Source organism: Leucobacter japonicus (assembly GCF_001273855.1).
Lineage (GTDB): Bacteria > Actinomycetota > Actinomycetes > Actinomycetales > Microbacteriaceae > Leucobacter > Leucobacter japonicus.
In genome coordinates, this window is record NZ_JHBX01000079.1 from 11,524 (window position 1) to 25,603 (window position 14,080).

15 protein-coding genes are annotated in these 14,080 nt (G+C 64.9%); 9 read left to right on the forward strand and 6 right to left on the reverse strand.

The window, feature by feature from the left end:
• The first annotated feature begins 30 nt into the window (after positions 1-30).
• From AMS67_RS02775 to pknB, 7 genes are read left to right on the forward strand one after another with little or no spacing between them, the layout of a single operon-like run.
• The gene (locus AMS67_RS02775; protein ID WP_053386013.1) at positions 31-906 is read left to right on the forward strand and encodes an FHA domain-containing protein; all 876 of its coding nucleotides are present in this window, start codon (positions 31-33) and stop codon (positions 904-906) included.
• A complete protein-coding gene (locus AMS67_RS02780) occupies positions 903-1,481 on the forward strand; it encodes an FHA domain-containing protein FhaB/FipA (RefSeq protein ID WP_053386014.1) in 579 nt (192 codons plus the stop codon). The genes AMS67_RS02775 and AMS67_RS02780 overlap by 4 nt, the downstream gene beginning before the upstream one ends.
• Before the next feature lie 2 nt (positions 1,482-1,483).
• Positions 1,484-2,755: a Stp1/IreP family PP2C-type Ser/Thr phosphatase gene (locus AMS67_RS02785; protein WP_193787062.1), complete on the forward strand. Its 1,272-nt coding sequence runs from the start codon at positions 1,484-1,486 to the stop codon at positions 2,753-2,755.
• The gene (locus AMS67_RS02790) at positions 2,748-4,151 is read left to right on the forward strand and encodes an FtsW/RodA/SpoVE family cell cycle protein (protein ID WP_053386015.1); all 1,404 of its coding nucleotides are present in this window, start codon (positions 2,748-2,750) and stop codon (positions 4,149-4,151) included. The genes AMS67_RS02785 and AMS67_RS02790 overlap by 8 nt, the downstream gene beginning before the upstream one ends.
• The gene (locus tag AMS67_RS02795) at positions 4,148-5,635 is read left to right on the forward strand and encodes a peptidoglycan D,D-transpeptidase FtsI family protein (RefSeq protein ID WP_053386016.1); all 1,488 of its coding nucleotides are present in this window, start codon (positions 4,148-4,150) and stop codon (positions 5,633-5,635) included. The genes AMS67_RS02790 and AMS67_RS02795 overlap by 4 nt, the downstream gene beginning before the upstream one ends.
• The gene (locus AMS67_RS02800) at positions 5,632-7,464 is read left to right on the forward strand and encodes a serine/threonine-protein kinase (protein ID WP_082305244.1); all 1,833 of its coding nucleotides are present in this window, start codon (positions 5,632-5,634) and stop codon (positions 7,462-7,464) included. Before AMS67_RS02795 ends, AMS67_RS02800 begins: the two co-directional genes overlap by 4 nt.
• Positions 7,465-7,514: 50 nt before the next feature.
• A complete protein-coding gene (gene pknB / locus AMS67_RS02805) occupies positions 7,515-9,230 on the forward strand; it encodes a Stk1 family PASTA domain-containing Ser/Thr kinase (RefSeq protein ID WP_082305245.1) in 1,716 nt (571 codons plus the stop codon).
• 85 nt (positions 9,231-9,315) lie between these two features.
• Here the strand turns inward: pknB and AMS67_RS02810 are convergent, their stop codons facing one another.
• Genes AMS67_RS02810 through AMS67_RS02815 form a run of 3 tightly spaced genes read right to left on the reverse strand, consistent with a single transcriptional unit; the run spans position 9,316 to position 10,885 of the window.
• Positions 9,316-9,951 carry an anthranilate synthase component II gene (locus AMS67_RS02810; protein ID WP_053386017.1) on the reverse strand — a complete coding sequence of 212 codons (636 nt, stop codon included), beginning with the start codon at positions 9,949-9,951 and terminating at the stop codon, positions 9,316-9,318.
• A complete protein-coding gene (locus AMS67_RS17710; protein ID WP_164477389.1) occupies positions 9,948-10,106 on the reverse strand; it encodes a hypothetical protein in 159 nt (52 codons plus the stop codon). Before AMS67_RS17710 ends, AMS67_RS02810 begins: the two co-directional genes overlap by 4 nt.
• A complete protein-coding gene (locus AMS67_RS02815; RefSeq protein ID WP_239683903.1) occupies positions 10,106-10,885 on the reverse strand; it encodes a class E sortase in 780 nt (259 codons plus the stop codon). The genes AMS67_RS17710 and AMS67_RS02815 overlap by 1 nt, the downstream gene beginning before the upstream one ends.
• Positions 10,886-10,943: 58 nt before the next feature.
• Between AMS67_RS02815 and AMS67_RS02820 the strand changes: the two genes are divergently transcribed.
• Positions 10,944-11,219, forward strand: a complete 276-nt coding sequence (locus AMS67_RS02820) for a cell division protein CrgA (protein WP_053351413.1) — start codon at positions 10,944-10,946, stop codon at positions 11,217-11,219.
• Positions 11,220-11,388: 169 nt separating this feature from the next.
• Here the strand turns inward: AMS67_RS02820 and AMS67_RS02825 are convergent, their stop codons facing one another.
• The gene (locus AMS67_RS02825) at positions 11,389-12,303 is read right to left on the reverse strand and encodes a rhomboid family intramembrane serine protease (protein WP_053386018.1); all 915 of its coding nucleotides are present in this window, start codon (positions 12,301-12,303) and stop codon (positions 11,389-11,391) included.
• A 12-nt stretch (positions 12,304-12,315) separates the two neighbouring features.
• Positions 12,316-12,825: a peptidylprolyl isomerase gene (locus AMS67_RS02830; protein ID WP_053351415.1), complete on the reverse strand. Its 510-nt coding sequence runs from the start codon at positions 12,823-12,825 to the stop codon at positions 12,316-12,318.
• 183 nt (positions 12,826-13,008) lie between these two features.
• Between AMS67_RS02830 and AMS67_RS02835 the strand changes: the two genes are divergently transcribed.
• Positions 13,009-13,515 carry a hypothetical protein gene (locus AMS67_RS02835; RefSeq protein WP_053386019.1) on the forward strand — a complete coding sequence of 169 codons (507 nt, stop codon included), beginning with the start codon at positions 13,009-13,011 and terminating at the stop codon, positions 13,513-13,515.
• Between the two features lie 76 nt (positions 13,516-13,591).
• Here AMS67_RS02835 and AMS67_RS02840 read toward each other — a convergent pair whose 3' ends face one another.
• Entirely contained in the window at positions 13,592-14,077 is a 486-nt protein-coding gene (locus AMS67_RS02840) for an NUDIX hydrolase (RefSeq protein WP_053386020.1), read from the reverse strand.
• Positions 14,078-14,080 lie beyond the last annotated feature (3 nt).

Genomic DNA, 14,080 nt, shown 5'->3' on the forward strand with positions numbered 1-14,080 from the left:
CCCGTGGTTCATGGAGGGACGTACCGACTCGTGGGCATTCTGGACAGCGTGGAGCGCGGGCTCGAGCGTGCCGTCAATGGCGCCTTCGCACGCACCTTCCGCTCCGGCGTGCAGCCCGTCGAGATCGCGTCGGCACTGAAGCGCGAACTCGATATCGGCGCCGTGATCGTCGACCGCGATCGCGTGCTCGCCCCCAACCGGTTTGTCGTGCGCGTCTCCGAGAAAGACGCGGCCCGACTGCTGCAGCTCGGCGGCACGCTCGAGCAAGAGCTGCGCGGGGTCGTGCTGAAGCACGCCAAGCGACAGAGCTACCAGCTGCTCGGCGAACCCGACGTCGAGATCCGCGAAGACCACTCCATTACCGCCGGCGTGCTGCAGGTCGACGCTTCGCGCGTCGAAGGCGCCGTCGACTGGGTTGCGGTCGTCGATGTCGACGGCACGCGCCACGAACTGCGTCGAGGCACCACGACGGTCGGTCGCGGCAGCGACTGCGGCATTCGCATCGGCGACAACGCGGCATCGCGCAAGCATCTCGAACTCATCTGGGATGGTGCGGCCGGCATCGCCCGAGATCTCGGCTCGACCAACGGATCGAAGATCAACGGCCAGCGCTTCCGCGAGGCCGCGCTCTCCCCCGGCACCATCATCACGATCGGCCAGACCGGCCTCCAGTTCCAGCTGGTGCCCGGCCGCTCGGCCGCCGCACAGCGCACCCCGGCACCCGCCGCACCGACGCGAGCGACCCCGGCACCCCAAACTTCTGCACCCGCACGACCCACGACTCCCGCAGCCCCGGTCTCCCCCAGCACTCCTGCACCGCGACGCACTGCTGCGCCCACTCCGAATCCGAACGCGACGCCGAGCGCCGCCCCCGGAATCGACGAAGACTTCTGGAGAGGCCTGTGACGAGCGAACTCACGCTCCTGATCCTCCGCATCGGTTTCCTACTGCTGCTGTGGATCTTCATCTTCGCCATTGTGTACGCCCTGCGCAGCGATCTGTTCGGCGCTCCCGTGCGCCGCATGAAGGGCGATTCGGGCCCATCCGTGCAGGCGGTCACCCCGCAGCCCGCGGCCCCGGTCACCGCAGCACCGGCTCCGCAGTCGGCCGCGACGCAAGCCGTGCCCCACAGTTCGGGCCCCGCGATCACCCCCAGCGGCGGCGCTCTGCCCTCCGCCGGCGGGTTCGGCGCACCGCGCCACCTCGTCATCACGTCAGGCGTCGCCACCGGCACCTCGATCGAGCTCGACGAAGACCTCGTCACGATCGGCCGCAGCAGCGACTCGACCCTCGTCATCGTCGACGAATACACCTCCACTTACCACGCACGACTCGTGCGCACCGGTGAGCAGTGGATTCTCACCGACCTCGACTCCACCAACGGCACGAAGCTCGACGGAGCTCGCGTCACGAAGTCCGTTCCCGTTGCCCCGTTCACGCCCGTCACCATCGGCACGACCACCTTCGAGTTGAGGCCCTGAGCGTGACGGTCGTCTACGAAAGCGCCATCGGCTCGCATGTGGGCATGGTGCGCTCGAACAACCAGGATTCCGCGTTCGCGGGTGACTTCATCTACCTGGTCGCCGATGGCATGGGCGGGCACGCGGGTGGCGATGTCGCCTCCGCGATCGCTGCGAAGGCCATGGCGAAGCTCGATGTGCCGCCCACGGGCAGCCCCGAGGCGATGACCAATGTGCTGCGCACGGCGATCCTCGACACCAATGCTGCACTGCGCTCGACCGTGCGCGACCGCCCCGAGCTCGCGGGCATGGGCACGACGTTCACCGGCATCATTCCGGTGGGGGATCAGCTGGCCATCGGGCACATCGGCGATAGTCGCTTGTATCTGTTGCGCGACAACACGCTGAGCCAGGTCACGAAAGACCACACCTTCGTGCAGCGTCTCGTCGACAGCGGCAAGATCACTGAAGAAGAAGCGAAGATCCACCCGCGTCGTTCCGTGCTGATGCGCGTGCTGGGCGACGTTGACTCGTCTCCGCAGGTCGATACGCAGGTCGTCGATACGCAGCCGAACGATGTCTGGCTGCTCTGCTCCGACGGGCTGTGCGGGTACGTCGACGATGAAGATATCGAGAAGATTCTGCGCCGGCGCTCATCGCTGCAGGGCGCCGTCGACGCACTCATCGACAAGAGCCTGTCGCACGGTGCCCCCGACAATGTGACGGTCGTGCTCGTCGAGACCGAAGCCGCACCGGAGATCAATCCCGACGAAACGCTCGAGCTCAAGCATCAGGGCCCGCGCTTCGCGGGGTCGGCGGCGACCGCCGAATCCGACATCGACGGCAGCACCTCCACCGCTCGCAATCGCCTGCTCAGCCGAAAGCGCCCGGTGCGCAAGCCTCCGGTCGTCGAAGAGAGCCACTTCGAGTCGCGCGTCGACGAGTACTTGGCCGAGCTCATGGCCGAGACGCGGCGACGCAATCGCCGCCGCCGCCTGCTGTGGGCGTTCGGCGCCATCGCTGTGCTGGTCGCGATCGGCGGCGCGCTCGTCATCGGCTACCAGTGGACGCAGACCCGCTACTTCGTCGGTACCGACGGCGACACGGTCATCATTTACCAGGGCGTGCAGCAGAACATCGGTTCGTTCTCACTGCATTCGATCGCGGAAGACACCGAGATTCCGCTGAGCGACCTCGATGGGCTCGAGCAGCGTCAGGTGAGTCGCACGCTCTCCGCCGGCTCGATCGAGGAGGCGCGCGACATCGTGCTGCGATTGGGGGATGCGAATGACTGACGCATCCGCCGGAGCGAACGAGCCCCGCACCTTCGAGAAGACCCGCACGAGCGAGACCGTGCTGCAGCGCATCACCGCGCTGCGCGCGCCCCGCAAACTGCTCGGTCTCGAGCTCTCGCTGCTGATTCTGGCGATCGCCATCGGCGTCGCCGCCGTCATTATCATCGATCTCACCGTCAACGGCGCCGTTACGGCGACCCTGCTGCCGATGGGCATCGCCTACGTCGTCGCGCTCTTCGGCCTGCACTTCACCATTCGCCGCATCGCACCCGACGCCGACCCGCTGATCATGCCGATCGCGGCCATGCTCAACATGGTGGGCGTCGCGATGATCTACCGCATCTCGCTCTCCCCCGACGCCCCCGACGCCGACGGGTCGCGCCAGTTGCTCTGGTCGACCATCGCGGTGGTCGCGGCAATTGTCATTCTCTGGGTGATCCGCAACCATATGGTGCTGTTCCGGTACACCTACCTGACCGGCTTGGCCGCGGTCATTCTGCTGCTGCTCCCGATGCTTCCCGGCATCGGGCAGACCATCAACGGCGCTCGCGTCTGGATTCACATCGGCGGATTCTCATTCCAGCCGGGTGAGATTGCCAAGATCCTGCTCGCGATCTTCTTCGCCGGGTATCTGGTGCGCAGCCGCGACTCGCTCGCGATGGCCGGCAAGAAGATTCTCGGCATCCGGTTCCCGCGCGCTCGAGATCTCGGCCCGCTCATCGTCTTCTGGCTTGCCGCCATGTCGGTGCTCGTCTTCCAGCGCGACCTCGGCACCTCACTGCTCTACTTCGGCCTGTTCCTCTCGATGCTCTACATTGCAACGGGCAGGATCGGCTGGATCGTGCTCGGCCTCGGCCTCTTCATCGGCGGCGGCCTGATCGCCAGCCAGACGCTGAGCTATGTCGGCAACCGATTCGCCAACTGGCTCGATCCGTTCGCCGACCCGAGCGGCGCGAGCTACCAGATGGTGCAGGGGCTCTTCGGCATGGCCAACGGCGGCATGACCGGTACCGGGCTCGGCCAGGGCTACCCCGAGGTCACCCCGCTGTCGTTCAGTGACTACATCATTCCGAGCCTCGGCGAAGAGCTCGGGCTCATCGGCCTGTTCGTGATTCTCGCCGCCTATCTACTGCTCGTCGGTCGCGGGCTCCGGATCGGCTTCGCGGGCCACGACGAGTTCGGCAAGCTGCTCGCTTCAGGCCTCGCGTTCACGCTGGCCTTCCAGGTCTTCATCGTCGTCGGCGGCGTCACCCGCGTGATCCCGCTCACCGGCCTCACCGCACCGTTCCTGGCGTCGGGCGGATCCTCGCTGGTGTCGAACTGGATCATCATCGCGCTGCTGATCCTGCTCTCGAATTCCGTGCGCAACCGACCGAAGCTGGTGATTCGCTCGTGAACAAGCCGCTCAAGTTCATTACCCGCGCCGTGTTCGGCATGTTCATCGTGCTGTTCTTCTCGGTGACGATGATCCAGTTCGTGCAGGCCGACGACCTGCGCGCGAACGACCTCAACTCACGCACGCTGATGAACAGCTACAAGGTAGAGCGCGGCTCGATTCTGGTCGACGGCGACCCCGTCGCGTTCTCGACGCCGACCGATGACGATTACCGGTACGTGCGCCAGTATTCGAACGGCCCCCTCTACGCGCCGCTCACCGGGTACTTCTCCCGTCAGCAGGGCATGACCGGGCTCGAATCTGCGATGAACCAAGACCTCTCGGGCAGCGGCAACGCGCAGTTCTTCTCGCGCATCATGAACACCCTCAATGGCGTCGAGCCGCAAGGCAGCTCGGTCGAGACCACCATCGACCCCGCGGCACAGCAGGCGGCCTACGACGCGATGACGCAGAACGGCTTCTCGGGCGCTGTCGTCGCGCTCGAACCCAAGACCGGCAAGGTGCTGGCCATGGTGTCGACGCCCGGCTACGACCCGAACCAACTCTCGAGTAACAACAACGCCGACATCATCACGAACTACCGGCAGCTCAACGAAGACCCGACCCAGCCCCTGCAGAACCGCGCGATCGCCGGCGACCTGTACCACCCCGGGTCGGTCTACAAGCTCGTCTCGGCTGCGGCCGCGATCGAAGCCGGCAAAGCGACGCCGTCGACCGAGTTCGACAACCCGGCGCAGTGGACCCTGCCGCAGTCGACCTCGGTACTGCAGAACGCCTCGCGCAGCACCTGCGGCACGGGAGCCAAGGCGACGCTCGAGCAGGCGATCGTGATGTCGTGCAACATTCCCATCGCCGAGATGACCACGCAGCTCGACGACAACGCGGTGCCCGACATGGCCGAACAGTTCGGATTCGAGAAAGATCTCTCGATCCCGATGACGGTCACGCCGAGCCAGTCGCCGACTCCCGACGGCAAGGCGCAGGTAGCGCTCTCGTCGATCGGTCAGCAGGATGTGCGTGCGACGCCGCTGCAGATCGCGATGGTTTCCGCGGGCATCGCCAACGGTGGCGTGGTCATGAAGCCGAACGTCGTCGAGAAGGTCATCACGCCCGACCTCACGGTCGAGAAGGAATACACTCCCGAACAGTTCAGCCAGCCGATCTCGAAGAAGACGGCCGACCTCATCACCCAGATGATGGAGCGCGGCGTGGACACTACGGATGGACTCGCGCAGAAAGCGGCCATCGACGGCGTGCGCGTCGCCGGGAAGACCGGAACCGCAGAGAATGGGAATGACGCGGATGGGAATCCGTTGCCATATACCTTGTGGTTCACTGGTTTCGCACCGGTAGATGATCCTCAGGTCGCGGTTGCGGTCGTGATCGCCGATGGTGGCGGCGAGGCATATCAAAACGTGGGCGGTTCTTTCGACCTCCCGACAGCTGTGGCAAAACAAGTTATGGAAGCGGTGTTGAGCGAATGAGACCAGCGGCAGGGATCACATTCGGCGGACGCTACGAGCTCAGCTCGAGGATCGCCGTCGGTGGCATGGGTGAAGTGTGGAAGGCGACCGATAGCATCATCGGGCGCACCGTCGCCATCAAGATCCTCAAAGACGAGTACATGGGCGACCCCGGGTTCCTCGAGCGCTTCCGCGCCGAGGCCCGTCACGCCGCACTCGTGAACCACGAGGGCATCGCCAACGTCTTCGATTACGGCGAGGAGCAGGGCTCCGCCTACATCGTCATGGAGCTCGTTCCCGGTGAGCCGCTCTCCGCGATCATCGAGCGTGAAGGCCGCCTGCCGGCGAATCGCGTGCTCGGCATCGTGGCGCAGACCGCAACGTCGCTGCAGGCCGCGCACGATGCCGGCCTCGTGCACCGCGACATCAAGCCGGGCAACCTGCTGATCACGCCCGAGGGCCGCGTGAAGATCACCGACTTCGGTATCGCACGCATCGCCGATCAGGTGCCCCTCACCGCGACCGGCCAGGTCATGGGAACGGTGCAGTACCTTGCTCCCGAGCAGGCCAGCGGCCACACTGCCACCCCGGCGACCGACATCTACTCGCTCGGCGTCGTCGCATACGAGTGCCTCGCAGGCAAGCGTCCCTTCACCGGTGAGTCGCAGGTCGCGATCGCCATGGCGCAGATCAATGACACCCCGCCGGATCTGCCGACCGACATTCCCGAGCCCGTGCGCAACCTGGTGTACGCCTGCCTCGCGAAAGATGCCGCAGGCCGACCGCTGACCGCGGCCAAGCTCGCGCAGGCGGCGACGGCCCTGCACCGCGGTGACGTGCAGCTCGCGGCGAGCTACGTGCCGCAGGTGCTCGGCGACAGCCAGCCCGCTACCACCGCACTGCCGCAGACCACCGTGTCCGATGCCGCCACCACGGCACTGCCGCAGACCACCGCGCTGCCCGGCACCTCCGTGCTGCCGGACTCGGGCGTGGAGGGTGACGAGGCCGCTGCCGGCGACGCGCCGAAGAAAAAGAAGAGCCGCTGGACGTGGCCGCTCATCACGCTGCTCGCGCTGCTCCTGTTGATCGGAGGCGGCACGGCGATCGCGCTGCTCAACAACAACAGCGGCAATACGGATAAGACGCCGACGACGAGCACACCGAAGACGACCACGCCGCCGAAGACGACTACCCCGCCGAAGCCCACGACGGGCATCGTCGATGGTGATTCGCTGGTCGGGATGAACGTGGATGCCGCTGCGCAAGCGCTCGCGGACCTGGGGTTCACGAATGTGCGCACCGTCGCCGGCAACCCGACCGACCCGGCCTCGGCCAATCTCGTCACCGACGTCAACCCCACCGGCACGACCGTTCCGTTGGATGAGTCGATCACGCTCACGTACAGCATCGCATTCGGCGACATTTCGCAGCCCAGTGCCCCGTCGGGCCCCTCAAGTGTGACGGTCGGCGACACTTTTGCGATCCAAGGCATCTCGGGCACGTGCCCCGCAGGACTCACCCCCAGCGACTACGTCGTCACGGTGAGTGATGCCGGAACTCTCTCGAGCCCGGCCTCGGGCGGTTCCGCTCAGGTGCGCGCGACGAAGGAGGGAACGATCACGATTACGTACACCTTCACCTGCTCGAATGGCAGCTACTCAGCCGCGTCACCGGCGTCACCGGCACTGAGTGTGACCGTCCAGCCAGACAAAGACTCGGACGCTCAGTCTGAGAGCGATGCTGACACCGAGGGGAACTCGAGCTCGAGTGGCTCAGCCAGCGGCACGAGTACTTCCGGTGCGAATGGCACCGCCGCCGCAGGCGCTACTGGCACCGCAGCGGCGAACTAAACACACGGTATTTTCGGGGCTAGCGCCCAGGTAAACTTGGAAGGCATCCCATGAGCACGGAAGAGGTGAACATGCCCGAATCGACCGACGTCGGCGAGCAGCGAATTCTCGCCGGCCGGTACGCCATCGGGGAGTTCGTCGGTCAAGGCGGCATGGCCACCGTGTACCGCGGCACCGACACCAAGCTCGGCCGTCAGGTCGCGATCAAGGTGATGAAAGCCGACCTCGCGGGTGACGAACAGTTCCGTTCACGATTCCGCCAAGAGGCGCAGTCGGCATCGCGCATGGCGCATCCGACTGTCGTGCGCGTCTTCGACGCCGGCGACGACCTGATCCAAACTGCCGAGGGCCCCAAGCGACTTCCGTTCATTGTGATGGAGTACGTCGAGGGAACGAACCTGCGTCAGCTCGAGACCGAGGGGCGCCTCTCGCAGTCCGAGGCCTGCCGCGTGGTTGACTCCGTGCTGACCGCTCTCGAGTACTCGCACCGAGCCGGCATCGTGCACCGCGATATCAAGCCCGCCAACATCATGATCACGAAGAGTGGTCAAGTGAAGGTAATGGATTTCGGTATCGCCCGTGCCGTGTCAGACACCTCGTCGACACTGCAGCAGACCACCGCGATTCTCGGTACAGCTGCGTACTTCTCTCCGGAACAGGCGAAGGGCGAGTCGATCGACGCGCGCACCGACCTGTACTCGACCGCGGTCATGCTCTACGAACTCCTCACCGGGGATGTGCCGTTCCGCGGTGACACCGCAGTGGCCGTCGCCTACCAGCACGTCAGCGAACGCCCGAAGCCGCCGAGCGATCGCGACCCCGATGTGACCCCCGAGCTCGATCGCGTCGTGCTCTACGGTCTCGCGAAAGATCGTGCCAAGCGCTTCCAGTCGGCTTCAGAGTTCCGCGAAGCGCTGCGCGAAGCAGCCAGCGGCAAGATGCCGAAGCTTGCCGTACAGCAGCAAGACACTGTGCTCTTCTCCGGCGGCGAAGAGGTCTCGGAATCAGACCTCGCACTGCGTCAGCTTTCCGAAGCCGGCGGAGCCGCGCGTACGCAGAGCCGCCCGCCAGTCATGTGGACCTGGGCCGCGATTCTCACCATCGGTGCAGTGATCGTCGCCGTGGTGTTCTGGCTCGTCACACTCGCTCCAAAAGAGTTCTTGCCCGACACCTCCCGTGCCGTGCCAGAACTCGTCGACATGCAGCGAGGTGACGCCATCGATTCGTTGCGAAACCTCGACCTCATTGTGACGAGCGTCGAGCAGAACAGCGCCGATGTCGCGAACGATCACGTCATCTCAAGCGACCCTGAACCCGGCACCGTCCTCACCGCGGGCGACAGCATCACGATTTACGTGTCGACCGGGCCCGAGCAGGCTGAAGTACCGAGCATCGGGCGCATGTCTGAAGATGAGTACAAGCAGGCGTTGAACGATCTCGGACTGACGGTCGGCATCATCACGAAGGAAGACAACCCGACGGAAGCCGCGGGACGGGTGCTCAGCGTGACTCCCGAGCCCGGCACCTCGGTCGCCTCAGGAACCGGCGTCGAGATGACGGTATCCAGCGGCAATGTGCCGATCCCCGATGTCACCGGCGCACCCATGCAGGTTGCCAAGTCTCAGGTCGAGAACCTCGGCCTCACGGTCGCCTACACCGCTGACAACTCCTGCCCGACGGTCGAGGGGTACCCCATCGTCTCGCAGTCGGCGGTCGGATCTCAGCCGCAACGCTCAAGCCTCGAATTGCGCTACTGCGCAGGGTAATCGCTGCAACACGTTGGCACCGATACACAAGGGCCGCTGACTTCCGTCACACATCCGGAAGTCAGCGGCCCTTGTGTATGCGGACCTATTTCGCGAGCAACGGTGACAGCGTACGCGCGACCTCAGCAGCATTGGGCACGCCGACGACGGTCAGCCAATTGCCCAGCTGCTGATACCCACCCTCGGTGAGAACTGACTCAGGGTGATACTGCACGCCGTAGATCGGCAGCTCGCGGTGGCGCAACGCCATCACGATACCGCTCGCGGTCTCGGCGGTGATCACGAGAGTCTCGGGCACCGTATCGCGCACCACAGCGAGCGAGTGATAGCGCGTCGCATCGAACTCTTGCGCAACACCGGCAAAGAAGGCGTCATCGGTGTGCCGCACACGCGACACCTTGCCGTGCATGAGCTCTTCAGCGTGCGTCACCGTTGCTCCCAACGCTTCGGCAATGGCCTGGTGCCCCAAGCAGACGCCGAGCAGCGGCACACCTGTGCGGAGCGCAAGGTCCACCATCGCGATCGAGACGCCGGCGTCAGTCGGGGTACCGGGGCCGGGTGAGATGAGCACGCCGTCATAGTCGGCGACGAGCGCCTCGAGTTCTCCGGCGCTCACCTCATCATTGCGAATCACATGCGTCTCTGCGCCGAGTTGCTGCAGGTACCCGTTCAGGGTGTAGACGAAGCTGTCGTAATTGTCGATGACCAGTATCTTGCTCATGAGCCGACCGTCACTTCCTCGCCCGGCATTTGCAGAGCGACCCAGGGGTACACGTATGCGATAAGTGCGTAGACCACGGCCGCCGCGACGAGCAGCAGCACGATCACGCGCAGCCAGGCGGGGCCGGGGAAGAATCGCCAGAGTATCGAGAACACTATTCCTGATCTCCTCTCAGCGCCTGCGTCGCGCCCATGGTCGGGTTGAGGTCGACCAGTTCCTGCGGTGGGCCCGCGCTGCGCGGCTGGAAGCCTTCGTACACCGAGTATGCGATGGCGCGTTCGTCGCTGCCCGCCAGCTTCGGGTGGCAGGTCGTCAGCGTCAAGATCTGGTCCGTGCCGGGAGTGCCCTCGAGCCGCGGGAACGGATTCAGTACGTCAACCTCATCGGGAAGCACGTACTCAATCGAGCGGAATCGATACGTGTACCAGCCCTCGGGAGTCTCGACGAACAGCGGATCACCGACGCGCAAATTCATCACTTCACGGAAGGAGTTGATGAGCGGCCCGGATCGGTGCCCCGCGAGCGCAAAGTTGCCGGGTTCACCGGGCATCTGCGTCGTTTCGTAATGACCGATGCCCTTGTCATCGAGATTCAGCACCGTATCCCAGTCAGTGGTCTCAGCGACGCGGTTCGCGTAGGTCGTACCGAATGCGGGCACATGGAGCACTGCGAATACATCCGCCGCTGCGGGCTTCGCCGGCACAGGAACGACGCCGTCCCAGGGCTCGGTTGCAGCCTCTGCGTCCCACTGAGCCGAATCTTCCGCTGACAGATCGGTCTGCTTGGCCGTCACGCCCACGCCGGTGTGCCAGGGCTGCCACACGATGTACCCCAGCACGGCAATGCCGCCGACCAGCAGTACTTCGCCGATCACGGTGAGCGGGCTCAGCCGCGCACGCCGCCGACGGCGCCGGGGTTCAGTCGTCTCGCTCACCCCCATATTCTAGGACGCGCACTCTGGGCGCAGACCGGGTTCCAGGTAGACTGTCGGCATGGCAGCAGCTGGGAAGAATGTAAGCAAGCGCAAGTCGGCCGAGGTCGAACAGAACCGTGCGGAGCTCGCTGCTGCGCGCAAAGATGCTCCGAACCCGGTCTGGTTCAAGCCGGTCATGTTCGGCTTCATGCTGCTGGGGCTCGTCTGGATCGTGCTCTACTACATCACCAGCGCAGGGCTGCAGCTGCCGGTACCGGCGCTCGGTCAGGCAAACATCTTTATCGGGTTCGGCCTGGTGCTCGTTGGGTTCCTGATGACTCCGTGGTGGAAGTAACTGAAAACTTGCTGTTCAGCTTCGCTTTCCCGGCGAGCAGACAGAAAACCACACCGGTGTAATTCTTCCCCAACTGGGGATGAACCTGTGGATAACTCGAAGGCCCTCGGTTTCCCGAGGGCCTTCAGTCGTTTCTGGTCAATGCGACGCGCACCGGATCACCCGAGCATTAGCCTCCCGGCACCATGACGAAGTAGGCGCCCGCGAGCACTACCAGGAGCACACCGATGCCGACGAGCCCGGTCACGCGCAAGGTGCGACGTCGCGGCCCGCGCGTCGCCAACAGCATCCACATCGTCAACGCACCGACGACCATGCCGCCGAGGTGGGCTTGCCAGGAAATCGCCGTACCGGGGATGAAGCCGATCGCGAAGTTCAGACCGATCAGCACGGCGAGCGAGGTGATATTCACCTGAGCGGCCTTCAGCGCGACCAGCGTGGCCGCGAGTACACCGAAGATCGCGCCGGATGCACCGACAGTGGGTACGAGCATCGTCTGCGGGTCGGCATACGCCCAGAGCATCACGCCGAGTGATCCGCCGATTCCGGCGAAGACGTAGAGGAGCGCGTACGCCACCCGCCCGATCATCTGCTCCAGGTTTCTTCCGAAGAGCCACAACGTGTACAGATTGAAGAGGATGTGGAAGATGAATCCGGTGGAGTGGGTGAACATCGCCGTGACCAGTCGCCACGGTTCGAACACTCCGGGCACGGAATACAGCGGCGCGTACCAGAGAGCGCGCGTCACGCCGTCATCAGCAAAGGCCGACCCCAGCCACTGCGCAATAAAGACCACGGTGCAGAGCGCCATGATCGCGTAGGTCACCGGAGTCTCCAGTGCCGCAATGCGACGGCCAGCAACCCGAGTGGACCGCGCAGCGCGCTGCGTCACCGGTGCCTGCATCTGCTTCGTGCATTCGGGGCACAGCACCCCGACCGCAGAGACGACCTGGCAGTCACCACAGATCGTGCGGCCGCACCGCTGGCACAGCGTGAAGCTGTGCACATTCGGGTGCCGGTAACAGACGTCGTCGGGGCCGTACTCGACGCGTTCGCCGAATGCCGGCCCCGACCCGTTCGTCACCTTCGGAATTCCTTAGGCTGCGACGACGTCGACGCCGGAGATCACGACGTCTTCGACCGGGCGATCCTGACCACCGGTCTGCACACCTGAGATCGCGTCGACGACTGCCTTTGACGCATCATCGGCGACGACGCCGAAGATGCTGTGCTTGCCGTTCAGCCAGTCGGGAGCGGTCGTGGTGATGAAGAACTGCGACCCGTTGGTGCCCGCGAGGCGCCCGGTCATGTCGGGACGCTTGCCCGCATTCGCCATAGCCAGCTGGTACGGCTGGTCGAAGACGAGCTCGGGGTGGATCTCGTCGTCGAAGGTGTAGCCGGGGCCGCCGGTACCGGTGCCGGTCGGGTCGCCGCCCTGAATCATGAAGTTCGGAATGATGCGGTGGAAGATGACGCCGTCGTAGAAGCCCTTCTCGGCAAGGTCGACGAAGTTCTTCACCGTCTTCGGTGCGTGATCGCCGAAGAGGTTGATGACGATGTCGCCGTGATTGGTGTGAATGGTGGCTACCGAAGTGTGAATGGTCATGGTTTCAGTCTATGCGGCAGCACTGACAAAGAAACTGCTGTCAACCCCCTTCGACCCCGGAGAACGCCTGGAATCCCGGGCGATCGCTTGCGACGGACGCCCTGCGACCACAGGTTCGGTGTAGCGTGGACGCAACGGGTGACACCACCGACAGGTTTGCCTCGTCGAGCAAGGAGGATACGAATGAATCTCTCACGCAAGCGCCGCCGCGAACTTCGCAAGCTGCGGAAGAACGCCCAGGAGCTGCTCGACCAGCAGCGCCTCGTACTCGGGCACGCAGGAGAAGTTCTGGGTCAGGCCGGCAGCCAGGCTCGTCGGCTGAGCGATGAGCACCTCGCGCCCCGCGTGGACGACGCGCTTGAGGCCGTGCGCCCGAAGATCGACCGCGGGGTCGCCAATGCCCGTCGTGCAGCCGACACCGTGCGCCGCGCGACGACGCCGTTCGTCGCCAGCGCTCTTGCGCGCACGATTCGCACCCTCGACGAGCTCGACAACCACGACGCTGCGAAGCAGGTGCGCGGGTTCGGTGAACGTTCCGGCTATCTCAAGGCTGAGAAGAAGAGCAAGGGCGGCGTGATCGCTCTCGGCATCGGCATCGCTGCGGCGGTGGGCGTCGGCTACGCCCTCTGGCAGGCCTTCCGCACCGATGATGAGCTGTGGGTCGCTCCCGAAAGTTCCAGCGCCAACTGACGCGTATTGCGCGTATTGACAGAGAAGGGGCGCCCGGACCAACTGGTTCGGGCGCCCCTTCTCTGCATAGACTCCGTTATTTGCGCGGCTTGCCCTGGCGCTGCTGCCGGCTTCCGCCCTTCACAGCCTTCGCCGGGGGCCGACGGTGCAGTCCCGCCATCCGCAACCCCGTCTGCACCAGTGAGAGGGTACGCAGCGACTTGATTTCACGCAGGGGTACCCAGCGCGCCTCATCGGAGGAGCCGCCAACCTCGTTCCGCAGCGGCCCATCCAAGACCGTTGCGCGATAGACGATGCGGATCGTATGGAGCTCGGGATCATCGCCGGCGGGCACTTCTTCACGCACCATCACGCGGGAATCGACACCGAGCAGCTTGCCGACTCGGGCTTCGAGCCCGGTCTCCTCGGCCACCTCGCGTATGACGGCGTCACGGGGATCCTCACCGCTCTCGATGCCGCCCCCGGGGAGTGTCCAGCCGTGCAGGTGCCCGCGTCGCCAATGCGTCAGCAGGATCTTGCCGCGCCGCTCTACCACCGCGTAGGCAGCCACTCGAAGATCCATGAT